27 protein-coding genes and 1 other RNA gene are annotated in these 23,478 nt (G+C 38.0%); 13 read left to right on the forward strand and 15 right to left on the reverse strand.

The genetic code is table 11. From position 1 onward, the window contains the following. Positions 1 to 7: 7 nt before the first annotated feature. From HL290_RS09175 to HL290_RS09185, 3 genes are all read right to left on the reverse strand, one after another. Complete coding sequence (locus tag HL290_RS09175; RefSeq protein ID WP_004641862.1) at positions 8 to 871, reverse strand: alpha/beta hydrolase; 864 nt, start codon at positions 869 to 871, stop codon at positions 8 to 10. A gap of 3 nt (positions 872 to 874) precedes the next feature. After that, positions 875 to 1,582, reverse strand: a complete 708-nt coding sequence (locus tag HL290_RS09180; RefSeq protein ID WP_003652832.1) for a BON domain-containing protein — start codon at positions 1,580 to 1,582, stop codon at positions 875 to 877. Between the two features lie 77 nt (positions 1,583 to 1,659). Continuing rightward, positions 1,660 to 2,061: a YraN family protein gene (locus HL290_RS09185; RefSeq protein WP_003652834.1), complete on the reverse strand. Its 402-nt coding sequence runs from the start codon at positions 2,059 to 2,061 to the stop codon at positions 1,660 to 1,662. A gap of 209 nt (positions 2,062 to 2,270) precedes the next feature. Between HL290_RS09185 and rsmI the strand changes: the two genes are divergently transcribed. Next, complete coding sequence (gene rsmI, locus HL290_RS09190; RefSeq protein WP_003652836.1) at positions 2,271 to 3,107, forward strand: 16S rRNA (cytidine(1402)-2'-O)-methyltransferase; 837 nt, start codon at positions 2,271 to 2,273, stop codon at positions 3,105 to 3,107. A gap of 129 nt (positions 3,108 to 3,236) precedes the next feature. Here the strand turns inward: rsmI and HL290_RS09195 are convergent, their stop codons facing one another. Next, positions 3,237 to 4,127, reverse strand: a complete 891-nt coding sequence (locus HL290_RS09195) for a LysR family transcriptional regulator ArgP (protein ID WP_198496266.1) — start codon at positions 4,125 to 4,127, stop codon at positions 3,237 to 3,239. A 105-nt stretch (positions 4,128 to 4,232) separates the two neighbouring features. Between HL290_RS09195 and HL290_RS09200 the strand changes: the two genes are divergently transcribed. After that, positions 4,233 to 4,835 (forward strand): LysE/ArgO family amino acid transporter, encoded by a 603-nt coding sequence (locus HL290_RS09200; protein WP_198496267.1) that lies wholly within the window; start codon positions 4,233 to 4,235, stop codon positions 4,833 to 4,835. 56 nt (positions 4,836 to 4,891) lie between these two features. Here HL290_RS09200 and HL290_RS09205 read toward each other — a convergent pair whose 3' ends face one another. Beyond that, positions 4,892 to 5,533 carry a cation transporter gene (locus tag HL290_RS09205; protein WP_198496268.1) on the reverse strand — a complete coding sequence of 214 codons (642 nt, stop codon included), beginning with the start codon at positions 5,531 to 5,533 and terminating at the stop codon, positions 4,892 to 4,894. A 65-nt stretch (positions 5,534 to 5,598) separates the two neighbouring features. Here HL290_RS09205 and HL290_RS09210 point away from each other — a divergent pair, with 65 nt between their 5' ends. After that, positions 5,599 to 6,000 carry a MerR family transcriptional regulator gene (locus HL290_RS09210; RefSeq protein WP_013198591.1) on the forward strand — a complete coding sequence of 134 codons (402 nt, stop codon included), beginning with the start codon at positions 5,599 to 5,601 and terminating at the stop codon, positions 5,998 to 6,000. A 60-nt stretch (positions 6,001 to 6,060) separates the two neighbouring features. Here HL290_RS09210 and HL290_RS09215 read toward each other — a convergent pair whose 3' ends face one another. From HL290_RS09215 to HL290_RS09235, 5 genes are all read right to left on the reverse strand, one after another. Continuing rightward, complete coding sequence (locus HL290_RS09215; protein WP_003652849.1) at positions 6,061 to 6,312, reverse strand: hypothetical protein; 252 nt, start codon at positions 6,310 to 6,312, stop codon at positions 6,061 to 6,063. 206 nt (positions 6,313 to 6,518) lie between these two features. After that, positions 6,519 to 7,751: an FAD-dependent monooxygenase gene (locus tag HL290_RS09220; protein WP_198496269.1), complete on the reverse strand. Its 1,233-nt coding sequence runs from the start codon at positions 7,749 to 7,751 to the stop codon at positions 6,519 to 6,521. Continuing rightward, positions 7,748 to 8,956 carry a 2-octaprenyl-6-methoxyphenyl hydroxylase gene (gene ubiH, locus HL290_RS09225; RefSeq protein WP_198496270.1) on the reverse strand — a complete coding sequence of 403 codons (1,209 nt, stop codon included), beginning with the start codon at positions 8,954 to 8,956 and terminating at the stop codon, positions 7,748 to 7,750. Before ubiH ends, HL290_RS09220 begins: the two co-directional genes overlap by 4 nt. 31 nt (positions 8,957 to 8,987) lie before the next feature. Next, positions 8,988 to 10,307 (reverse strand): Xaa-Pro aminopeptidase, encoded by a 1,320-nt coding sequence (gene pepP / locus HL290_RS09230; RefSeq protein ID WP_198496271.1) that lies wholly within the window; start codon positions 10,305 to 10,307, stop codon positions 8,988 to 8,990. Positions 10,308 to 10,374: 67 nt separating this feature from the next. Beyond that, complete coding sequence (locus HL290_RS09235; protein ID WP_042898255.1) at positions 10,375 to 11,004, reverse strand: UPF0149 family protein; 630 nt, start codon at positions 11,002 to 11,004, stop codon at positions 10,375 to 10,377. A gap of 64 nt (positions 11,005 to 11,068) precedes the next feature. On the opposite strand from HL290_RS09235, the gene HL290_RS09240 reads away from it, so the two are divergent. The 3 genes from HL290_RS09240 to ssrS all read left to right on the forward strand — a co-directional run bounded on the left by HL290_RS09240 (position 11,069) and on the right by ssrS (position 12,283). Beyond that, positions 11,069 to 11,629 carry a hypothetical protein gene (locus HL290_RS09240; RefSeq protein WP_042898254.1) on the forward strand — a complete coding sequence of 187 codons (561 nt, stop codon included), beginning with the start codon at positions 11,069 to 11,071 and terminating at the stop codon, positions 11,627 to 11,629. Next, positions 11,626 to 11,910 (forward strand): cell division protein ZapA, encoded by a 285-nt coding sequence (locus tag HL290_RS09245; RefSeq protein WP_003652859.1) that lies wholly within the window; start codon positions 11,626 to 11,628, stop codon positions 11,908 to 11,910. Before HL290_RS09240 ends, HL290_RS09245 begins: the two co-directional genes overlap by 4 nt. Before the next feature lie 189 nt (positions 11,911 to 12,099). After that, positions 12,100 to 12,283, forward strand: a non-coding RNA gene (gene ssrS, locus HL290_RS09250) — 6S RNA. Between the two features lie 129 nt (positions 12,284 to 12,412). Here ssrS and HL290_RS09255 read toward each other — a convergent pair. The 3 genes from HL290_RS09255 to HL290_RS09265 form a co-directional block, all read right to left on the reverse strand. Next, complete coding sequence (locus HL290_RS09255) at positions 12,413 to 12,733, reverse strand: hypothetical protein (protein WP_198496272.1); 321 nt, start codon at positions 12,731 to 12,733, stop codon at positions 12,413 to 12,415. A 92-nt stretch (positions 12,734 to 12,825) separates the two neighbouring features. Beyond that, positions 12,826 to 12,939 (reverse strand): hypothetical protein, encoded by a 114-nt coding sequence (locus tag HL290_RS09260; protein WP_128814522.1) that lies wholly within the window; start codon positions 12,937 to 12,939, stop codon positions 12,826 to 12,828. 113 nt (positions 12,940 to 13,052) lie between these two features. Next, positions 13,053 to 13,397: a hypothetical protein gene (locus HL290_RS09265; RefSeq protein ID WP_045434515.1), complete on the reverse strand. Its 345-nt coding sequence runs from the start codon at positions 13,395 to 13,397 to the stop codon at positions 13,053 to 13,055. 244 nt (positions 13,398 to 13,641) lie between these two features. Here HL290_RS09265 and HL290_RS09270 point away from each other — a divergent pair, with 244 nt between their 5' ends. The 5 genes from HL290_RS09270 to HL290_RS09290 all read left to right on the forward strand — a co-directional run bounded on the left by HL290_RS09270 (position 13,642) and on the right by HL290_RS09290 (position 20,074). Continuing rightward, positions 13,642 to 14,226 carry a 5-formyltetrahydrofolate cyclo-ligase gene (locus tag HL290_RS09270; protein ID WP_198496273.1) on the forward strand — a complete coding sequence of 195 codons (585 nt, stop codon included), beginning with the start codon at positions 13,642 to 13,644 and terminating at the stop codon, positions 14,224 to 14,226. 460 nt (positions 14,227 to 14,686) lie between these two features. Beyond that, positions 14,687 to 17,116 carry an endopeptidase La gene (lon, locus tag HL290_RS09275; RefSeq protein WP_198496274.1) on the forward strand — a complete coding sequence of 810 codons (2,430 nt, stop codon included), beginning with the start codon at positions 14,687 to 14,689 and terminating at the stop codon, positions 17,114 to 17,116. 307 nt (positions 17,117 to 17,423) lie between these two features. After that, the gene (rlmH, locus tag HL290_RS09280; protein ID WP_003652981.1) at positions 17,424 to 17,903 is read left to right on the forward strand and encodes a 23S rRNA (pseudouridine(1915)-N(3))-methyltransferase RlmH; all 480 of its coding nucleotides are present in this window, start codon (positions 17,424 to 17,426) and stop codon (positions 17,901 to 17,903) included. Positions 17,904 to 18,019: 116 nt separating this feature from the next. Beyond that, complete coding sequence (locus HL290_RS09285) at positions 18,020 to 18,796, forward strand: DODA-type extradiol aromatic ring-opening family dioxygenase (RefSeq protein ID WP_198496275.1); 777 nt, start codon at positions 18,020 to 18,022, stop codon at positions 18,794 to 18,796. A gap of 168 nt (positions 18,797 to 18,964) precedes the next feature. Then, the gene (locus HL290_RS09290; RefSeq protein ID WP_198496276.1) at positions 18,965 to 20,074 is read left to right on the forward strand and encodes an META and DUF4377 domain-containing protein; all 1,110 of its coding nucleotides are present in this window, start codon (positions 18,965 to 18,967) and stop codon (positions 20,072 to 20,074) included. A gap of 55 nt (positions 20,075 to 20,129) precedes the next feature. Here HL290_RS09290 and gdhA read toward each other — a convergent pair whose 3' ends face one another. After that, positions 20,130 to 21,533, reverse strand: a complete 1,404-nt coding sequence (gene gdhA, locus HL290_RS09295; RefSeq protein ID WP_198496277.1) for an NADP-specific glutamate dehydrogenase — start codon at positions 21,531 to 21,533, stop codon at positions 20,130 to 20,132. Positions 21,534 to 21,805: 272 nt separating this feature from the next. Here gdhA and HL290_RS09300 point away from each other — a divergent pair, with 272 nt between their 5' ends. Beyond that, on the forward strand, positions 21,806 to 22,597 hold the full coding sequence (locus HL290_RS09300) for an RnfABCDGE type electron transport complex subunit B (protein ID WP_198496278.1): 792 nt from the start codon (positions 21,806 to 21,808) through the stop codon (positions 22,595 to 22,597). Further along, positions 22,598 to 23,284, forward strand: coding sequence for an endonuclease III (nth, locus tag HL290_RS09305; protein WP_198496279.1), 687 nt, complete (start codon positions 22,598 to 22,600; stop codon positions 23,282 to 23,284). Here nth and HL290_RS09310 read toward each other — a convergent pair. After that, complete coding sequence (locus HL290_RS09310; RefSeq protein ID WP_198078904.1) at positions 23,281 to 23,463, reverse strand: hypothetical protein; 183 nt, start codon at positions 23,461 to 23,463, stop codon at positions 23,281 to 23,283. The two genes, nth and HL290_RS09310, sit on opposite strands and share 4 nt — an antisense overlap. Positions 23,464 to 23,478: the final 15 nt, after the last annotated feature.

The following is a 23,478-nucleotide window of genomic DNA, read 5'->3' on the forward strand; positions in this document are numbered from 1 at the left end:
TTCTCGTTTAAAACACTTCTTCAAGAAAATGTAAAATAGTTCTTTTAGTCCTAAAATAATGACTAATGAAACTAGAGAGGCTGGCCAAAATTGTAATATGTCCAGTTTTAGGGATCACGGCGATATGGCTGTGATTACCCTTCTCTCTAAGCGCTTGATCCATATCTAAAGTATTGTGTTTTTTTACAATCTGATCGTTTTCAGCCATTAAAAGGTAATGTTTAATATTATTTTGATTAACGAAATAATATGGCATGACTTCTTTATAAGAGGTGCTTTGATCAAAAGCATCTTCGGCCAGTGGATCACCTTTATAGTCAAAATGATATGGGCCAGCTAAACCGATTATTGCCTTAATTTTCCCTAAACACTCAATTTTAGTTGAATCAGGGTGATAAACAGCAGACATCACATTAAATGCCCCTGCCGAATGCCCCATAAGTACAATATTTTCTGTAGAAATTTCCAGTTTTCCCTGATTTTGATGTAAATAATTCAATGCCTGAGTTAAGTCATCAACAAAACTTGGGAAAATATTTTTAGGTGCTAACTGGTAGTTAATAACAGCAACGTCATAACCTTCTTTGGCAAATGTCTCACCAATAAAAAGATAATCTCGTTTATTACCATGCTGCCAAGCCCCGCCATGCACAAAAACAATAAGAGGCTGATGAGTTAGCTTTTTAACAGACCGGTAAACATCCAAACGGTGGCGAGGCTTTAGGCCATAACGAACATTTGGAACCTGTTCAAAACCATCTTTTGGTGTAAAACGGTTTAAAGCAAAACTCCCCAAATCATACAGGCGGAACTCTTTATAAAGAGTTCGCGCCTGTTCAATTTTGCTTTGTAGTTGTTCAATCAGATTCATATATTACTGTGCAGTCGAAGCAGGATCTGTTTGGTCAGGATCAATTGCAACAGGTGTTTGAACTGTTGGTTGAGCAATGACGTTATTAATAATCGGTGTAGTTGTTGCACTACCCGTACTTGCGGCTGGCGCAGGCGCTAAATCAACGTTATCAATTAAAGTGACAATTTTGGTAACGTTACCGACGTTTTGTAAGACACTATTTAAATCATTAATTTCAGCTGTATTTAAACGTCCCATTACATAAAGTACGCCGTCTTCGGTATGTACCAGAACCTTACTATCAGAAACTACAGGTGCCTTCATTAAAAGAGCACGCGTATTTGCTGTTACACCTGCATCTTGCATGATGGTGTTGTAGCTGACTTTGTTACCCACCGTAATATAGTTATGTACAGCTTTCACATCACTCATGGCTTTAAGATTGTCTTCTGCCAATTGTTTCAAGTACGGGTCTGGCACTTGGCCAGTTAATAAAACTGTACTATGGAAGCTTTCGATATTAATACGTGACTGCTTGAAACGTTGATCAAGTTTATAAATGTTGATATTGGCTGTACGTTTAATTGAAGAGTCAATGAATACTTGGCCCAGACTGCGTACACCGCTATCTGTGCCCACTGGAGCTGTGCCTGTTCCACCAGAAATAAAACTTGCGCAACCTGATAAACTTGCGACACAAAGCATTGTTACAGCAATACGTTTTAACACTCCACCAGACTCCTATCAATTTCTTGGCTTGATCATAAAGCATCAGACTTAAATTTGCTCAAAAGAGTAATGAACTCTTAATCCAAAGTAAATGCATTTTCGATCCATTGCAGATCATAATGGAATTTTGAAAAGTCATGCTGTACTGTTTTTGCAATTTTCTGTGGAAAATCAAAACAAATCACATCAAAACGACAATAAAAATCCTGATAAGATGGATAGCGCTGTAAAAAACGCATCGCAGTTTTGATAATTTTCTTCTGTTTTGTCCACGTTACCATTTCACAAGCTTGCCCATAATTTCCTATAGTGCGCGCTTTTACTTCAACAAAAACTAACTCTTGCCCTCTTTTGACGATTAAATCAACTTCGCCACGGCGTGAATGGTAATTACTTGTGACCCACACATAGTTTTGTGCTTGTAAAAGGTTTAACGCAGTTTGCTCTGCCCATTTCCCCAACTGCTGTGCTAATAACATTTTTATTCCCCCAAATTAAAAAGTAGCTCTACATGTTTTTATGCGTCAGTTATTTTCTTAAATTCATCTGCCATCTCAGATCTGAATTGAACAAATGAGAATCAGATCATTTTCGAAAAGCTCAAGCTGGCAGACATTGTTCACGCCCAAATCATAATTTCGGGTAAACTACCCCATTAAAATTGTTTATCTGTACGGAGTAAAACCAAATGAGTGCTCAGTTATTTGTTGTAGCCACCCCAATCGGGCACTTAGATGATATGACTTTCCGTGCAATTGATATTTTAAAATCAGTTTCTATTGTAGCTGCCGAAGATACTCGCCAATCAGCACAATTATTTAAACACTATAATATATCGACTCAACTTACTGCATGTCATGACCACAATGAAAGCAATAAAATTGAGCAGTTAGTTCAAAAACTACTTGCTGGCGATAGCGTTGCTTTAATTAGTGATGCAGGTACACCGCTCATTAGTGACCCAGGGTTTAAATTAGTTCGTGCTGCTCAAGAGCATGGAATTAGAGTCGTTCCTGTGCCGGGTGCGTGCGCTGCCATTGCTGCTTTAAGTGCTGTAGGTTTACCGAGTGATCGTTTTAGCTTTGAAGGTTTCCTTCCATCTCGAGCTTCACAACGTATTTCTCAATTAGAAAAACTAAAAAACGAAACACAGACCTTAATTTTTTATGAAGCACCTCATCGTATCTTAGAGTCTATTAAAGATATGGCTCAAGTATTTGGTGAAGACCGTCCTGTAGGGTTTGCACGTGAAATTACTAAAACCTTTGAAACCATCAAAAAAATGACCTTAAAAGATTTAGTCAGCTTCATTGAAAATGACCATAACCAAGAAAAAGGTGAAATTGTAGTTGTTGTAGGTGGTGCAGCTGCAAAAACAGATCTAGAGCAAGAAAAACTAGACGAGCTTTTAAAGCGCTTACTCCAAGACTTATCTGTTAAAGCAGCGTCTCAACTTGCAGCCGATTTAACAGGAATTAAGAAGAAAATCGCTTATCAACGTGCGTTAGAGTTAACACAATCGTAATTTTTTAATTAAGTATGGTGATGACAAATAGTCTGTGTCATCACCATACTTAATTTTGCATAATAATATTACAGACAAAATTACTTCAAAATCAGAACAAACTTTCTGGCTTTCAAAAATACCAAAACTCTATCTCAATATATGTTTCGCTGACTGCACAATTGTCTCTGTCAGAGCATCTAACTGTTTAGACTGTCTTTTCCAATGGTGCCAATATAATGGAATGTCGAGCTCAGCTTCGGGTATAACATCCACCAAAGTTCCATTGGTTAACAAAGATTGCACCTGTAGTTCTGGAACCATGCCATATCCTAAACCCAATTGAATCGCTTTCACAAAGGCATCTGTAGCTGGAATAAAACTGTAAGGATAGCTCTGCAAAGGCAACCCATAATATTTCAGTAATACCTCTGAATGCATGAGATCTTTATGGTTAAAAATGACAGCCGGTGCATTTCTTAAAGTTTCTCGGGTTACGCCATGTTTAAACCAATCAGCAGCAAATTCCGCCGAAGCCAACATTTTATAACGCATTTTTCCGAGTGGTTGAGCTAAACAACCTGACATGACCTGCTCTTCTGCCGAGATACAGGCATTGACCTGTCCTGTTTCTAATAAAGTATGTGTGTGAGATTGATCATCAATTTTTAGTTCTAATACTATTTTCTCTTTAAAAAGCGTTTGTTGAATGCTAGGTAAAAGCCAAGTGGCTAATGAATCTGCATTTGAAGCCAGAGCAACTTTATAGAACTCTGATTCAGATGATTTACCCATCAAACCTTGTAATAAGTTTTGCTCCATTAATCTTGTATGACGTAAATGTTGCAATAACGTTTGTCCAGCTTGTGTCAGTACACATGGACGACCACGTATAATTAAAATTTGGCCTAAATACTTTTCTAAAGCTTGCACACGTAAGGATACTGCCGAGGGCGTAATATATAAATGCTCTCCTGCCGCATCAAAACTTCCCGCTTCTGCTACTGCAAGAAAGGCTTCACATTGTTTGCTATCCAACATATCAAACCTAAATTCTTTTTAGCCAACCCTAAATATTCTTAATTTTACTTATTTTCTAGTAAAAAGTCAGATAATTCCCCCAACTGATTTTTTCACCTTACTGTTATGTTCTCTCTTAGTATATTCTTTAAAGGTTTCGGTATTGGTAGCGGGCTTATTGTAGCAATTGGCGCTCAAAATGCTTTTGTTTTAAAACAAGGCCTTAAACAGCAATATGTGTTTTGGCTATGTTTAATCTGTGCGCTGTCCGACTCGATTCTAATCGCTTTTGGTGTATTAGGTTTTGCCGAAATTATGACAGCATCACCGATCTTAATTACAGTTGCTAAATATTTAGGAGCAACGTTTTTATTCGTCTACGGCGCGAAAGCATTCTATGCGGCATTTAAGACCACCCAGAGTATGGAACTTGATAGCAGCCAGAAACAGACTTTAACCCAAGCCCTAGTGACCTGTCTTGCCTTTACTTGGCTCAACCCACATGTCTATTTGGATACCATTGTTCTGATTGGTTCAGTTGCAACCCAGCTAGAAGACAAAATTAGTTTTGCTTTGGGCAGCATTCTTGCCTCTTGGATTTTCTTTTTCAGTTTGGGCTATGGTGCAAGATTACTAAAACCATTATTTACCAATCCAAAAGCTTGGAAAATTTTAGATTTCATTATCGGTATTGTCATGTGGAGTATCGCAATATCGCTTCTCATCTAATGCATTCCAACAGTAAAAAGTACCATGTTTAAATGGTACTTTTTATGTGCTCAAAATTATGCTTGAGAACCCAACACCAGCTTTGATTGTTTTCTTTCTTGCTGTGATTGCTTTATAACAACATAACCAGAAGATACACCTAAGTAAGCAATGACAAAGGCAACAAATAAATCGGGAAATACACTGCCTGTTCCAAATACCCCAACCGCCGCTAAGATTACAGCAACATTGGCAATAGAATCGTTTCTGCTGCACAACCAAACAGAACGCATATTGGCATCTCCATCACGGAACGCATAAAGCATCAGAGCGACTGAAACATTCGCAATTAAAGCCATCACGCCAATTGCGCCCATGACCATAGGTTCAGGTGGAACACCATGAAAATATGACCACACCACTTTTCCAATGACAAAAACGCCAAAAGCTGTCATCGTTATTCCTTTCATTAATGCCGCTGTTGCACGCCAATATAAGCTCATCGAAAGAACGACTAACGATAACGCATAGTTTGCTGCATCTCCGGCAAAATCTAATGCATCTGCCCATAGTGAAACTGATTGGGCTTTGTAACCACCCAAAATTTCCACTACGAACATTAATGCATTAATAACAAGTGCAATCCATAACGCTTTTCTAAATCGTGGACTCACCTTCTTTGAAGGAGAACATGTTGAAGCACAACCACATCCAGCCATTTTATTTCCTCTAAAACTCTTTTATAGTCATTAAAAACCCTTGAGTAGCTCCAGAGTCAAGCCTTATGAGTCTTTCTATTGGTCAATTATCAAAAAAAGCGGATGTTCCCATTGATACGATCCGTTATTACGAAAAAGTAGGTGTACTTGATCGTATCCAACGTTCAGAAAATAATTATCGTGTTTACACCGAGCAAACACTTAACGACCTACTGTTTATTAAACATTGCCGAGAATTAGATATTTCACTCAGTGATATTAAAACGTTAAAAGAAATGAAAACTCAGCCTAAACAGGCATGTACGAAAATTGATAATTTAGTAGATAAATACTTAAATGAAGTATCTGAAAAAATTGAACGATTATTGCTTTTAAAAGAATCTTTAATTGATTTAAAACAGCACTGCTCTACCAATCGAACAGTGGATGAGTGTGGGATTTTAAAAGAACTGCAAAGCTCTCCTTAAACCTGTTTTGGTAAATTCATACAAATAAAAAAGCACCACTCATGTGATGCTTTTTTAAGATTAATGGTCGCTATGTTCATCAGGAGGAACTTCGGTAATTCTCCCACCCCGAGCTAAAAATGCAGCGATTTCATCTTCCAGCGCTTGGCGCTGTTTCTGTTTAGCAGTGACAGTCAGCGTTTCTGCCTCAGCAAGATCAGTATCACTCATACTGCCTGCTTCTTCATCAGCTGCACCGCTTTCTGCTGCTTTCGCTTCATCTTCATCTACAGCAGAATCTTCTGCATCTTCATAATCATTGATATCTGACATTTCACACTCCCCAGAATGATTTTATTGCATCATTGCTATGGTCCCAAGACCTCAGAAATTTAGCAACCTCTTTGCATTTAGCAAAGAGCCAATTTGGTCAATTCCGTATCTTTTATGACCAAATTGGTAATGATATATAAATGATTGTTCAAAAAATATCTACTGGCATTTAATTCGCTTAGTAGAGTATAGGCCCAGTAAATATTTTAATGCCTATAGCGGGTACTTTGTAAAGCCCCTAAACCATTTGCTTGTTGCATAAATTTATCTTTTAAAACCGGAATCTGCTCAACTTGCTTAAGGCCCATATTACGAGCCCAAACTATTGGGAATAATTCACTACTTTCGAGCCAACCAATTGCCGACATGCTATGCATCATTGCATCATTCTGACCTTTACGGCGATGCTCATAGCGCATTAAAGTTTGTTCATGTGCCCATACACCACGGCTGAAATCGTGAAGCAACACGTCACACAGTACTGCTGCATCAAGACAGCCAATATTTACCCCTTGTCCAGCAAGCGGATGAATCACATGTGCAGCATCACCAATCAAAGCTAAGCCTGCTTTTACATATTGTTTTGCAGCGCGAGCTTTGAGTGGAAATTGTGCTCTGGAACGAACGTCTAATACTTCACCCAACATGTGTTGGCTTTCTTGAGTTAAAAGCTGCATAAACGCAGTATCGTTTAAAGCTGAATATTCATCGGCATAATCATCTGGTAGTGTCCAGACAATTGATTGCCAGTATCCGTTTTCAGTTTCTTCAAGACTTGCCATAGGTAAATATGCCAAAGGTCCTGTAGGTAAGAAAATTTGACGGGCAACATAATGATGGGGTTTTGCAGTTTTAATGGCACAGCTAATGGCTGCTTGTTTGTAATCCAGTACATCGAGGTCAATAAAAGCCTGTTCACGTACAAATGAATTAGCGCCATCTGCACCAATCAGCAGTTTAGTTTTAAGCGTAGTACCATCTGCCAATTGAATATGCCAACATTCAACACCCTGCTCAATACGAGTAACACGAACTTGGGTACGGTAATCTGTTAATTGCTCCAACATTTTTTGTTGAATGGCAACATTTAATACACTCGGTTCAACCATAGAACCTAACGCTTGTTCCGGCATCGGTCTTTGTATGGACTCATGGCCAAAATTAATTTCACCATAACCATTAAGATTCCAGACCTGCATGCCCGTATAAGGCATTTGACGCGCAAGATCATCCCAAACATTTACCGTTTTAAGCAAATGAATGGTCGCTTGGCTAAGCGCTAAAACACGTGGATTCATCACACTTAATGTTTTCTCAACATCAAGTACAGGAGCCGCATCAAGCACTGTGGGTTGTACGCCACCTTGCGCAAGTAATAAAGCAGTTAAACCACCAACCAATCCACCACCAACAATGACGACATCCAACACTTCACTCATGCTTTTAACCCCATTGCATAGTTAGCCACCAATGGTTTTACACCTGGAATGACGTCAAATGCAATTAATCCCGTATTACGAATTAATTTTAATAATGGATTTTGGTTACTAAAACCACGGACTACAGTGTCACAGAACTTAATCACCCGCTGCTGATCTGATAAACGAGCTTGTTCATAGGCAAGTAAATTATCAGGGTTACCCAAATCATCAGAAGTGCTTAGCTGGTTTACTAAATAACGCACCAAAACATCTGCATCACGTAGGCATAAATTAAAACCCTGTCCTGCAACAGGATGAATTGTATGCGCTGCATTACCCATTAAAATAACGCGACCTACAGCTTGTTTATGTGCAAGCACTTGTGAAAGTGGATAGCTGAAACGTTTACCCGTTTTTTCAAATTTACCCGCTCGGTCACCGTAAGTTTGTTGCAAGGCACTTAAGAAGTGTTGGTCATTTTCATCGCCCAGCCATTCATTTTCGGTGCCTTTTTTTACAGGCCATACAACCGAACGGCGATATTCACCCGGTAAAGGCAATAAGGCTAAAGGACCTAATGCACTAAAACGCTCAAAACCAACATGCTCATGCGGTTTCGATGTCTGAACCGTAGTGACAATTGCAACCTGATCATAATCATGAACATCCACACCGACGCCAATTGCCTGACGACAAAAAGAATCACGTCCATCAGCCGCAATTAATAATTTTGACTCAAGCTTTAAGATTTCATCACCACGCTGAGCCTCAATATGTACTTGTTCAGCATCTTGAGTTAAAGCTGTAACCTGTACGCCATCAATTAGCTCAATCAAAGGTTGCTGACGCACTTGAGTTAACAGCACACGACCAAGCCAAGCATTTTCAATCACCTGCCCAAAGCTTTCGACTTTTTCTTGTTCTGCGATTAAACGTGCTTTACCAAAACTGCCTTGCTCAGTAATGTGGACTTGTAAAATTGGAGTAGCATGTTGCTGTAATGCATCCCACAACCCTAGCTTTTGATAAATTTGCACACTACGACGTGATAAAGCCGTATTACGTGCATCAAAACTCGAATGGTAAGGGGCAACATTTTGATCATCATAGTTTGGGTATTTCACAGCTTCTAATAGCTTTACCGCAATATTAGCCTTCGCGAGCATGAGTGAAAGGCTCAAACCCACCATTCCCCCACCTACAATAATCACTTGTTGTTGCATCGAGTTTTGCTCCTTTGGCGAATACGTTTAATTATGCTTTAGCTTGCGCCATTAAATGTTCAATATCTGCAATATCTTTAACCACATTAGCAGTTAAAACTCGTGGTCCTTTCGAAGTTGCGACCACATCATCTTCAATACGAATACCAATACCACGCCATTTTTCATCTACAGTTTCATCATCTGGTGCGATGTATAAACCAGGTTCAACTGTAATGACCATACCCTCTTCATATTGACGCCAGTCTTCACCTTTTTTGTAAGATCCAACATCATGTACGTCCATACCTAACCAATGACCTGTGCCATGCATATAAAACTGACGGTATGCTTCGGTTTTGATGAGTTCGTTAACATCACCTTTGAGCAAACCTAAATTAACTAAGCCTTCAGTTAAAATTTTGACTGCAACTTCATGAGGTTCACGGTAAGAATTGCCAATACGAACTGCGTCAATGGCTGCATATTGAGAAGCCAATACAACTTCATATAAGGCTTTTTGTTCAGCACTAAATTTGCCATTTACTGGGAAAGTACGGGTAATATCCGATGCATAGAACTCATATTCACAAGCTGCATCAATCAAGACTAAATCACCATCTTTTAATGGCTTATTATTTTCAACATAGTGCAAAATACAAGCATTAGCACCACCACCAACAATACTGTTATAAGAAGGCACACAACCGTTTTGTCCAAATATATAATTCAGCTCAGCTTCAAGAGCATATTCCATCATGCCCGGACGTACCATTTGCATCGCACGCGTATGCGCTTCAGCACTAATATTTGCAGCAATTTGCATTAGCTCAAGTTCTTGTGGTGACTTAACTAAACGCATTTCATCGACAATACGGTCGAGCTGTGCCAGTTGAGCGGGAGCGCTCTCATGTCGGTGCTCGGCATCTGCTTGTTTAATCCACTGGCTAACTCGCGCATCAAACGCAGCATTGTGCCCAATCCGATAATAAAGACGCTCTTTATTTAATAACTTTTCAATAATCTCTTCATCAAGCAAATCAATTGCATATGCTTCATCTGCGTCATAATCTTCAATTGCACCATCAATGCCTGCACGGTAACCATTCCAGATTTCCATCTCGCGATTACGTTCACGGCAAAAAAGACTATAGCTATAGTCATCGTCCTCGAAGGTTTCAATGACAGCAACTGCCTCAGGCTCAGCGAAGCCAGTCAAATAGAAAAAATTACTATCGGCACGGAATTTATAATCCGCATCACGATTACGGTACATTTCCTCACGCGTTGCAATAATTGCAATACTGTTTGGACCCATTTTTTCTGCCAGACGGTCTCTACGATGTCGAAAATCAGCTTGAGGCAATTTCATAATGATCTACTTGATTTAGAATTTTAAAGTCAAAAAATAAAATACAACCAATAACACATCGCCTCAATTAGCTTGGGCGATGTGGAGTAAACATTTCTACAATAGTTTGTTCTGTGTCTACAGCAGCAGATTTAATTTTTGCATGAAAGTTTTTCAATAAAGAACTGTCAGCTACAGTGATTTTTTTTCTACCAATAGACAAGCTTACAGGGATTAAGCGTACAAATTCATACAATTCTTCGTAACTGCTTTCACCTTCCTCATCATTATCAGAGTCTTCAAATTCGACCGCTGCAATATCTTGAAGGTTCTCAATCAACTCACGTTCATCATCACGAATATGACCCGATGCCAACCCAAAACCTAATACAACACCCGCACACCAATCTGATAATGCTTGTACACGCTCTTGAAGCGTGTGTTCATCATCAGGAAGCATTGGTAAATAATCTAATTCATCATCAGATATAGCGTGAACGACATCGTCTGCTTCATCAGTTAAAAGTGCTAAAGCATCTTCACTTAACTCTGGCACATTAAGGGTTGTTAAAATTTGTGACCATTCTTCACGCGTTGGCGCTTCTGTCACACAAACAATACCTGTTAACAGACCATGTAACTCACTAGGGCTTGAAATTTCTTCAATTCCTTCAAAATGAGCGTTCCAATCTGTCCAGCCTGAAATATCGTCTTGCATTCGTTTATCCAATCTCTATACTTTGTATATATTACCTTTGATTGCAATTCTGTGCGACCTCGTTATGTTAGAACAATTACAGCGGCTACAAGCGCATATTAGCGTATTAAAAACACGCTTACATCATTTAGAGAGTGAACATGCGGCACTCTCAGAAGCTAATGAACTGGCTGAAACAGAGCATCACGCACAAGTTGTGCAAAAAAATAGTATTATCACTAAAAAACAAGAGGAAATTGAGTCGGTAACTGAGCAGTTATCTCAGTTAAAAGGTCAATTTCAACAATTGAATCAGGATGCTAACACACTTGCTGAACGTTATAGCCGATTAGAAAAAAGTACGACTGATTTAAAAAATCGTTTTCAAGAAATTCTTGCCGAACGAAATGAATTACGTGTTGCCAAAGAAAAGTTACAAGCCCACCAGCGTCAAACCCAACAAGAGCTTCATGATTTACAACAAGATCGTGATCGATTGTTACAAAAAAATGAGCTTGCCAAATCAAAAGTTGAAGCCATTATTCAACGTTTAGGAATTTTAGGTACTGCCCAAGATCAGCATGCTCAAGAAATTCAGCAGCTTGCCCATCCTAATGCTGAAACTGGTGAGGAGACCCAATCATGAGTGAACAAGTCATGGTAGAGCTTAGGCTGATTGAGCAGACCTTTAGACTCGCGACTACTTTAGATAAAAAAGATGAACTTGAACGTGCAGCAGAACTTCTCAATGAAAAGTTTAATGAGATGCGTCGTAGTGCTCCACGTGTTGAGCACAATAAACTGGTCATTATGGTTGCTCTACAATTGACTCAAGAAGTACTGAGCCTTAATAAGTCTTTGCAAGAATACACTCACTGTGAACGTTTACTGCAAACGATATTGGATGATGTTGAACAAATTGTTTAATAAACTATCCATGTAAAAAACGCCTTGCTCTATGAATAATAGATGCAAGGCGTTTTTTATTTAGACTATTAGGACAATTGAAAATTATTTTATGCTTGTTAGTGTACAAAGCTTCATCAAACGCAAACTAAGTTTACAGTTCCAGAGGTTTAGGTGATTGCCAACATGGTCAGATCGGTTATACTTAAACTGTCTCTGGGATGTTCGCCAGCGGGTCTATTCCCCTGCCGATACTTAAACTTATGGATGTGTTCTGTATATTTAGAGTGTATGCCTACCTTCGTGTAGGAAACCCAGCAAGTATACGTCGCCTCCACCTTGAACTCATCGGGTTCAGGGTAACGACACATGCAGCGGCATCTTCGGAGCATTTAGTTTTAACTTTAAGAAAAATTCAAAATATTTATTTTAATTTAACCTTCCATACAGACCTGTCAGTCTAAAATTTTCTTTTTAAACATTAAATTACAGCTTAGCTAATTAATATACCCCCTGTGTAATATTATTTTTTATTTCTATTAAGACACTCTTCATACCAGCCTGTTTGAAAATCTTCTATTGCTTTTCTTTTAAAGAAACTGGTTTTGAATACTTTGGTCGAGTAAGCCGAATTAATTAAATCCTGATAAAGTTGTTTCGCTTTTGGGTCTTCGAGACCATTCGCTATCTGTTGCAAGTCTTGAGATGGAACTTTTTGTTGACGGGCCTCCATGACAGTATAAGCGACTTTTTTTACCACATTACAAATCTCAGGATCACTTACGTTTTCGTCGGCATGACATCCTAAAGCTAAAAAACCAAGAAAAAATAATTTAAACTTCATGATCCTGCCTTATTTTTATAGTTTGAAATTTATAACAAAATTTAATTATTAAAAAGAAATAGAAGATTTCTTACTATTTCTTTTTAAAAAAATTACGCTGGATTAATCACGTAAAAATAAATAATAAGCCCACCTAAAACGGTTGAAGCAATTGTTAAGTATGTACCGACCGTATTAAAACTCTGTAAGAATTTCAAGATTTCCATATCTAAAACCCCCTAAATTAGCAACTATAAAGACAAAATGAAATTTAACACAACTTAATAATGCCAATCAATTCACACTTATCGGATTTTTTGAGATTTTAAACATTAATTAATTATTGGTTACACCTAATGGCAAAGGCATCTTTGTAGTAATCAGTTGCACTCTTCAGATCTGACAATAATTTTTCTTCGGTATAAGGTTTGGGTGAAATTTTTATTAATGCAGGCATATATTGGGTCTTATAAACCTCTGGATAATCATGACACAAGATTTTGACTTTAACCTCTTGTGGTGTATTCGGATTATCCAATTGATCTAAAAACTCTCCAATTTTACGGTCAGACTCTTCAAATTGAGCTTTATAGTCAACTTCAGCCGCTTCAGGTTCTGTTTGTTTTGTGCACCCACCAAGCATCAATACGGCGCTTATTGTAATGGTTAAATTTTTTAACTTCATAGGCTTAACAATTTCACATTTATCTTTTTAAATATTCTTATCTCATTAAATGTAAATAAATACTGGTAATACGTAAAGAAATAGAATTTTTTATCGCTAAAGAAGATACTCACATCACTTTATGACAATTAACTAACCAAATAAATTTAAAGTTATTTTCTAATTACTCTTCTATTTTCATAAAGCTATAAAAAAATAGGTATAATTTTGCTCGACTGATCTCAAATCTTTGTTAGATTTACACATGAATGAACTTAGTTTTATTAGAAAAAATTTAAGATATAAAAGACGCTCTTTAACCCAATTGGAGCAAAAACAAGCTCAGCTTAATGTTCTCCATCATCTAAATACCCTTGCTATTTTTCATTCATCAAAAAAAATTGGTTTATATTTACATGCCTTTGGAGAAATCCATACCGACCTTCTCATAAAGTTATGTTTTCAAAAAAATAAACAAGTTTATTTACCTATGATTTGCTCTATGAATCAACGTTTAGTTTGGGTAAAGATATCTAGAAACCAATATTTAAATCGACGTTTTTCTCATCATCCATTGGGTATGAAAGAACCTATGGCAACAAGAGGAAAACATGTATCAAAACTTGATTTAGTGTTAATGCCACTTTTAGCTTGTGATCAATACGGTACGCGTATTGGTATGGGAGGTGGTTATTATGACCGTACATTGGCAAGTGCAAAACATAAGCCTTATCGTTTGGGTGTGGCCCATCAATTTCAATTTATTGAGCATACTTTAAAACGTCAAAGTTGGGATCAACCCTTAGATGCTTTACTCACCCCTCAACATATTTATTATTTTAAAAGATAAACTTCACATAAAAACAATTTAAATTCAATAACTTAAAATCAATATTTACTTTTCATGCCTCTAAAATCATAAAAGTAACCACCCTAAGGATGGTTACTTTTAAGAGACAGACCGCTTTACCAACTTATATTAACACGCCTATTTAATGTTCAATATCGAATAAGTTTTGCATTATTGTTAACAATACATTGCTTATAAATGGCATAAAAAACTGCTTACTTTCCATCCAAACGGTTTTTTTGTTATATGAATATTTCATAATTATTAAGCTAAATTACTTATCCTTGCTACAAAATTTTATTCTTCTTAAGAATTAATTCATTGATTCATAATATTTTTAAAAAAAGTTGACTAAATTAGTCATTTTTTCCACATTTTCTATTGAAAGGCCCTTGTAATTTTCAAAATACACATCACTATAAAAACATGGCAACCTCGTTGTCACTCATTAGGAGTGCCCATGTCTGAACTTATTATGAATGAAAAAACTGACTTAGAGCCTCAGGTTCCAAGTGTATTACCACTTTTAGCGTTACGTGATGTAGTGGTCTATCCACACATGCAAATTGCGTTATTCGTGGGTCGTGAAAAATCGATCAATGCAGTTGATGTGGCTCGTAACAGTGACAATTTAGTATTTGTAGTTGCGCAAAAAGATTCGCTTACAGAAGATATTGATCACGATAACCTTTATCAGTACGGAACTGTCGCTAAGATTGTGCAGGTCGTAAATCATGAGAATGATGAAAACTGCATCAAAGTACTGATTGAAGGGTTACAGCGCTCTAAGCTTGAAAAAATTATCGATGAAGATAGCCATTTGACTGCTGAACATAGCTTAAGTCCAATGACAATTAACGTAGATAAAGCTACTCAAGAAACTCGTTTACAAGAGTTACGTACTTTATTTGCTCAATATGCTGAAGCAAAATTACGTAATGCACGTGAACTGGTTGCAGCTGCTAATAAAATTGAAGACTTGCTACAGCTTATGTTCTTCGTGGCAACACGTGTGCCTCTAAATATTGAAATTAAACAGAAGTTTTTAGAGCACGATGAGTTTGAAGCACATTTGCAAGAGCTTATGAGCTACTTGGTGAATCAATCTGCAGAACAGCAAATTGAACAAACTTTGCATGACAGCGTAAAACGCCAAATGGAAAAAAATCAACGTGAATACTTTCTAAATGAAAAAATGAAAGTCATTCAACGTGAACTTTCTGACATGAATGGCGGCGCTGAAGATGACGTTGCTGAAATAGAAAAACGTCTTGCTGAAGCTGATTTACCTGAACACGTACGTAAAAAAGCTGAAGCTGAGTTCCGTAAGCTTAAAGCAATGCAACCAGCATCTAGTGAAGCGGCTGTTGTACGTAACTATCTAGAAGTAATTTTAGATACGCCGTGGAATAAAGCGAGCAAAGTGAGTATTAACCTTGCGAAAGCTCAAGAGATTCTTGATACAGATCACTACGGCTTAGATGACGTTAAAGATCGTATTGTTGAATACTTGGCTGTTCAGTCTCGTGTTAAAAAACTTAAAGGTCCGATTCTATGTTTAGTAGGCCCTCCTGGTGTAGGTAAAACTTCACTTGGTGAGTCAGTCGCGAAAGCAACAGGTCGTGAATTTGTTCGTATGGCGCTTGGCGGCGTACGTGACGAAGCAGAGATTCGTGGTCACCGTCGTACTTATATTGGTGCGATGCCAGGTAAAATCGTGCAGTCTTTAACAAAAGTTGGCGTGAAGAACCCATTGTTCTTACTCGACGAAATTGACAAGATGGCGCAAGACTACCGTGGTGATCCTGCTTCTGCATTGCTTGAAGTATTAGATCCATCACAAAACAGCAAGTTTAATGATCACTATTTAGATCTTGATCTTGACCTATCTGAAGTGATGTTCATCTGTACTGCAAACAGTATGAATATTCCTGAAGCTTTGCTTGACCGTATGGAAGTTATTCGTCTACCGGGTTATACCGAAGATGAAAAAGTGAACATTGCTGAACGCTACCTTGTTCCAAAAGCAATTAAGAACAACGGTCTACGTGTAAAAGAGTTAACAATTCATGAAGAAGCGATTCGTGATATTGTTCAACGCTACACACGTGAAGCTGGTGTTCGTAGTTTAGAACGTGAAGTGTCTAAAATTGCGCGTAAAGTGGTAAAAGAAGCCGTAAGTAAAAAGTCTAAAAACTTACAGCTTGATATTACCTCTGCCAATCTTCCAGAATACTTAGGTCCACACAAGTTTGACTTTGGTATTGCAGAAGATGAAGCGCAAGTAGGACGCGTAAATGGTCTAGCTTGGACATCTGTAGGTGGTGAGTTGCTTACCATTGAAGTTGCAGCTGTCAAAGGTAAAGGTAAATTCATTACCACTGGTTCACTCGGTGATGTCATGAAAGAGTCTATTACCACAGCAATGACTTTAGTACGTACACGTGCCGATGAGCTAGGTATTGAGGCTTCTCGTTTTGAAGAAACTGATGTACACGTTCACTTACCAGAAGGTGCGACACCCAAAGATGGTCCATCTGCTGGTTTAGCGTTAACCACTGCCCTTGTATCAGCATTTACAGGTATTGCGATTCGTCCAGATATTGCAATGACTGGTGAAACAAGTTTAGGTGGTCGTGCAATGCGTATTGGTGGCTTAAAAGAAAAACTTCTTGCAGCACACCGTGGTGGAATCAAACTTGTATTTATTCCACAAGACAATGTTCGTGATTTGGCAGAAATTCCAGCCAATGTTAAAGAAGGTTTAGAAATCAAAGCTGTAAAAAGTATTGATGATATCTTACCTTTAGCATTAGTCTCAATGCCAAAGCCTTTACCTAAAACACCGATTGTAAAACCGGTGGAAGGTTCAAAAGCAGCACGTCACTAATTAAAATGTGAAAAAAAAGAGAGCTTCGGCTCTCTTTTTTTTGTTACACAATTTGATTGAAAAATATCCAACCATCCTCATAATAGGTATTAAGAGTATTTAATTAAATTAAGTATTCTTCGTTATCTATTCTTTTATAGATAGCCTTGTTTTTATTCTCTATGATCATCTGAACTCCAGACAGATGATCATTTGATCGCAGTCCAACACCGTTTTTTGGACTGCGTTTTTTATGCCTATTTTACTACCACGAACTTATCTTTTCCTCAGGTATAATGCGCAAGCTGTTTTTGAATGAATAGATAACATGAAAATTCGTATTCTGACCATTGGTCAAAAAATGCCTGCTTGGGTTCTCACTGGTTTTGAAGATTATTTCAAACGTATCCAACCTTTTGTGCAAACCCAAGTCATTGAACTTCCTATGGCCAAACGTGGTAAGAATGATTCAGAAGCAGATATTTTAAAGTATTGCCAAATTGAAGGCGAAAGTATTCTAAATGCGTTAAAGCCCAATGAAACTTTAATTGCCCTAGAAGTCGGTGGTCGAGAACTCAGTACAGAAAAATTAGCTGACACCATGAAACAGTGGATGCTTGAAGGTAATGATGTAGTACTCGCGATTGGTGGCCCAGATGGTTTATCGGATCAGGTACGTAAAGCTGCTGCATGGCATTGGTCACTTTCAAAACTAACAATGCCACATCCTTTGGTACGGGTTTTATTAATTGAGCAACTATATCGAGCGATGACTATTAATCATAATCATCCCTATCACCGTGCATAAAAACAACAACCGTTTCATTTTAGGAACAATCCGTTGAAATCAGGATACTTTTAACATGTCCTGATTTTGGCATAATGACTATCTATTATTCTGTTTTTCAACTCAGGTGTAATGCAATGGAACTACAAACCCTTCCTGGACTGTTTATTTCACATGGCTCACCCATGCTTGCACTTGACCCGGAACAAGTAGGACCTGCTTTACATCGTTTAGGTGCAAATCTTCCTACACCAAAGGCAATCATTGTGATGTCTGCGCATTGGGAGAGTAAAGCACTTGAGGTTTGTATTGCGACGCGTCCTGAAACATGGCATGACTTCCGCGGCTTTCCTAAAGAATTATATGAAATTCGCTACAGCGCACCTGGGCAGCCAGCGCTCGCCGAAGAAATCTTAAAACTACTGGCAGATGCTCATTTTGTTGCCCATGCGAATAGTACACGTCCTCGTGACCATGGTGTATGGATGCCTCTATTGCATATGTACCCTGACGCTGATATTCCTGTAGTCGAAATTTCTTTGCCAACCAATTTAAGCGCACAAGAAATTTATCGTATAGGGCAAACTCTCGCACCTTTACGTGACAAACAAATTCTACTCATTGGTTCAGGCAGCATTACCCATAATCTTGCAGAGTTATCTTGGCAAGGAGACAGCTCTAAAGTGCCTGAATGGGCTTCAACTTTTAGAAATGCTGTTGTTAATAAACTTACCCATCAAGATTATGATGGTGTATTGGAATGGCAATCCTTGCCTTATGTAAAACGTAATCATCCTACCCTTGAACATTTTGCGCCTTTGTTTTTTGCTATGGGCACAGGCAATCGCTTTACGATTGTTCACAGCAGCTTCACAATGGGCTCACTAGGCATGGATATCTATCGTTTTGATTAATTATTAGCAAATACCCCGTTTTTCGGGGTATACCATTATTTTTGTTGAAAATTAGAATAACTTACAAACTTATACATTTTAAAAACCGAAACAATCAAATGTTTACATTTTCTTTTTTTAAGAATGTTTTAAGCTTATTGCTGTTGTTTTTTTACTTGAAGTTTTTAAATGAAAATTAAATATTTAATTCTTGCGTTATTACCTTTTTCTTTGATGGCGTGTCAAACAGTTACAAATACTCCAGCTCCGATTGTATCTGAGCAACAACAAAACCTTGCAGCCACTTTAGGTGAATATGCTTGGACTTATCAAAATGTAAAAGCTTCTAAACCACTTATTCTTAACTTTAATGCAGATGGCAAATTAGCAATCAATACAGGTTGTAATGGCCAAGGTGGTACTTGGAAAGTTGAAGGTAACCAACTTGTTACTTCTAACCTTGTTTCAACGATGATGGCTTGCCAAGATGATCTAATGAAACAAGAACAACTTTCTACTAGCATCTTTAATGAAGCAAAATTACCAATCGAAATTAGCAACAATAATGGTCAGGTGATTTTAAGCGTGACAGATAAAACTGATCAAAAGCACATTTTCCAAGGTCAAAAAGCAGTTAATACTCAAGCTTTAACAGATTATTCTTGGTCTTATCAACCTGAAAATACAAAAAAACCAATCGTTCTTAACTTTGCCAATGATCGTTTATCTATCGCAACAGGTTGTAACCGCCAAGGAACAACTTGGAAAGTTGAAAATAATACGATTGTAACGGCTGACGTAATGTCAACTATGATGGCTTGTGAACCTGCTTTAATGAAACAGGAACAATTTTCTAGCAGCCTCTTCCAAAAGCGTGCAATTCCATTTGAGCTTAATACAACAAATGTTGATCAACCAACATTAACGGTAACTGATGCGCAAGGTCAAAAATATACCTTTACTGGTAAAATGACACCTGAAGCAAAATATCAATCTGAAGGGAAAACTATTTTCCTAGAAGTTGCTCCACAAACTAAATCATGTACTGGTGTAGCACCACAAACATGTATGCAAGTTCGTGAAATTAAATATGATGACAAAGGTGTTAAAACTTACGCTGATAAAAACTGGTCATTATATTATGGTCAAATTGAAGGTTTTGAACATAATCCAGACCAACGCGTAATTTTACGTGTAAAACGTTTTGAAGTGAAAAATCCAGCAGCAGACCAATCTAGCCTAGCAGATGTGTTAGATATGGTTGTAGAGCAAGAGTTAGTTAAAAAACCTAAAAAATAAGTTTTTAGACTAAAAAAATCCGATGCTTATGCATCGGATTTTTTTATTTCTATTCTTAGAAAATACCTTGAGCAAGCATTGCATCAGCTACTTTTACAAAGCCTGCAATATTGGCGCCATCAACATAGTTAACAGTACCGTCTTCTTTTGTACCGTATCTTACACAATTGGCATGAATGTCTTTCATAATTGCATGTAGACGCTCATCAACCTCAGCATGTGTCCAGCTTAAACGAATTGCGTTTTGAGACATTTCTAAACCAGACGTTGCGACACCACCTGCATTAGATGCTTTTCCTGGTGCATACAAAATTTTGGCTTTGATAAAGTGTTCAACTGCCTCAAGTGTAGATGGCATATTAGCGCCTTCAGCCACGCAAATTACACCGTTAGAAATAAGCGTTTTAGCATCATCACCTGTTAATTCATTTTGCGTCGCACATGGCAAAGCAATGTCTACAGGAATATGCCAAGGGGTTTTCCCTTCAAAATACTCAAAACCATGTTTAGAAGCAAACTCGGAAATACGGCCACGCTTAACGTTTTTAAGATTCATCACTTCATCAAGTAATTCATCTGTAAAACCATTTTTCACATAAACAGTTCCGTTAGAGTCAGATAAAGTAACAACTTTTGCCCCTAAGAACATGGCCTTCTCTGCCGCATATTGCGCAACATTACCCGAACCAGAAACAGAGACTGTTTTACCAACGAAAGACTGGCCACGCGCTTTTAGCATTTCTTCTGCAAAATAAACCGTACCATAGCCAGTTGCTTCTGGGCGCATTAAGCTACCACCAAATGAAATTCCCTTACCAGTAAAGACACATGCTGTGTCGTTACTCAGCTTTTTCATCATGCCTGCCATATAACCGACTTCACGCGCGCCCACGCCAATATCTCCCGCAGGAATATCAGTATTCGGACCCAAATGACGGTATAGCTCAATCATTAATGCCTGACAGAATCTCATAATTTCAGCATCAGATTTACCTTTAGGATCGAAATCTGAACCACCTTTTCCCCCACCCATTGGTAAGGTTGTAAGTGAGTTTTTAAAAGTCTGCTCAAAACCTAAAAATTTTAAAATTGATAGATTGACCGATGGATGGAAACGCATTCCACCTTTGAATGGACCAATTGCTGAATTATATTGAACACGGAAAGCTCTGTTAACTTGAGTCTGACCTTGATCATTCATCCATGAAACACGAAATTGAATCACACGCTCTGGTTCAACAAGGCGTTCTAACAATCCCTGCTCTGCATACTCTGGATTTTTTTCAATAAATGGCCACAAGCTCGTCATGACTTCTTCGACAGCTTGCAAAAATTCAGGTTGATGCGGATCACGCGCTTGCACGTAATTCAGGAATTCATTCAGATTGTTGTATTTCAATGCACGGTCCTCAGCATAGTCATGAATTAAATTGGTGCAATACATTATTAAATGCATCATTTAGCAGCAAAATATTAAATCTCTTTCCATCAATTTTAACAATAGTTATTTTAAATTATTTTATTCATCTTAATTATCAAAAACTTATTTTTAGAAAAACTACTCAAAGATAAGAAATAGTAATTTAACTCTTCACTTTTATTGATCTATTATTGTGCAATATTAGCTACATTTTAGGTCAATTAAAAACCCGATAAATTCGTTAAAATCCATTGACCTTACTTAGGTTTTTCTTCATTATCGCATCGTTTTAACCAAGCTATTTGCCCACTATGAATTCATCTATTTCTCTCATACGCGAGATTGATGCGTTATTACCACAAACACAATGTGGTCTATGTGGACATCGTGATGGATGTCTACCCTACGCAAAGTCGATTGCTGAAGGTGAAGAAGCAAATAAATGTGTTCCAGGTGGACAACCTGTTGCTGATGCACTGGCAAATCTACTCAATCGCTCTCCATTAACCGCTGAAAGTAGCGTATGGCCTGTACAAACAGATGGTCGCCCACAGCGAATGAAAGCGATTATTCGTGAAGATGAATGTATTGGCTGCACCAAATGTATTAGTGCTTGTCCTGTAGATGCTATCATTGGCAGTGGTAAGCTCATGCATACCATCTTGACCGACTTATGTACGGGTTGTGAGTTATGCATTCCACCTTGTCCAGTAGATTGCATTGATCTGGTCGAAGACACACAAGCCTTACCCAATGAACAACAGCGTGCCGCAGAACAAAATGATTTAAGGCAACGCTACTACTCACATATTCAACGTGAAGAAAAGCGTCGCAGTCACCGTAAAGGTCCTGTGGTACGCGCTGAAATTGACACTCAATTGTTTGCTCAGTTCTCTCAGGTACTTGATGAACTACCGTCAATTGAGCTCACCGAGAAACCTAAAGAAGCCGTGTTAACTGATGCAAAAATTACAATTGAGTTAGCCAAAATCCGCACCCAAATTAAGAAACTGGAAAAACAGCTAGGTGTACGTGAAGATGCTAAAAAGCGTCTTCAACTCGAAGAATTACAACAGCAACTCATGCAACTACAGGAGGTCTGAATGGCTGTCAAAAATATGACGAAAAAGCAGATTCAAATTTTCTTTGAACGCCTTCGCGAACAACGGCCCTCTCCTCAAACTGAGTTAAAATATTCATCTTCTTTTGAGTTACTCATTGCTGTTATGTTGTCAGCTCAAGCCACCGACGTAAGTGTGAATAAGGCAACTGATAAACTTTACCCTGTGGCGAACACCGCTGAGAAAATCTATAACTTGGGCGTAGATGGCTTAAAGGAATATATTAAAACAATTGGTCTTTACAACGCTAAAGCCGAAAATGTCATTAAGACCTGTAAGATTTTAATGGAACAATTTAACGGCGAAGTTCCAAGCAACAGAAAAGATTTGGAAGCTTTACCAGGTGTCGGACGTAAAACCGCAAATGTTGTTTTAAATACAGCTTTTGGACAACCGACTATGGCTGTCGATACCCATATTTTCCGAGTGGGAAATCGAACTGGCTTAGCCGTAGGTAAAAATGTACTTGAAGTTGAGTACCGTTTAATTAAGGTCATTCCTAAAGAGTTCATTTTAGATTCACATCACTGGCTCATATTACACGGCCGTTATTGTTGTATCGCCCGTAAACCTAAATGTACCGAATGTGTGGTTGCAGATGTTTGCAACTGGCCCGACCGTTTCGAATTTGGTGCTACAAAAACAATTCCAACAAAAAACCTCAGTTAATCCTGAGGTTTTTTAAACTGCTGTAATTTGGGATGTAGTTGACGTTCTCGACCATTTTGTTTATTTTCCAAAGCCTGTTGTTTCTGCACATGACGCAGCATTTTTTGACTTTGATACAATAGAAATAATAGTAAAGCTAAACTTAAAATTACCACTACAATCAAAATAATTTTCAGCAAAGAAATATCCTCAAT

The organism is Acinetobacter sp. AC1-2 (assembly GCF_016124155.1).
GTDB lineage: Bacteria > Pseudomonadota > Gammaproteobacteria > Pseudomonadales > Moraxellaceae > Acinetobacter > Acinetobacter calcoaceticus.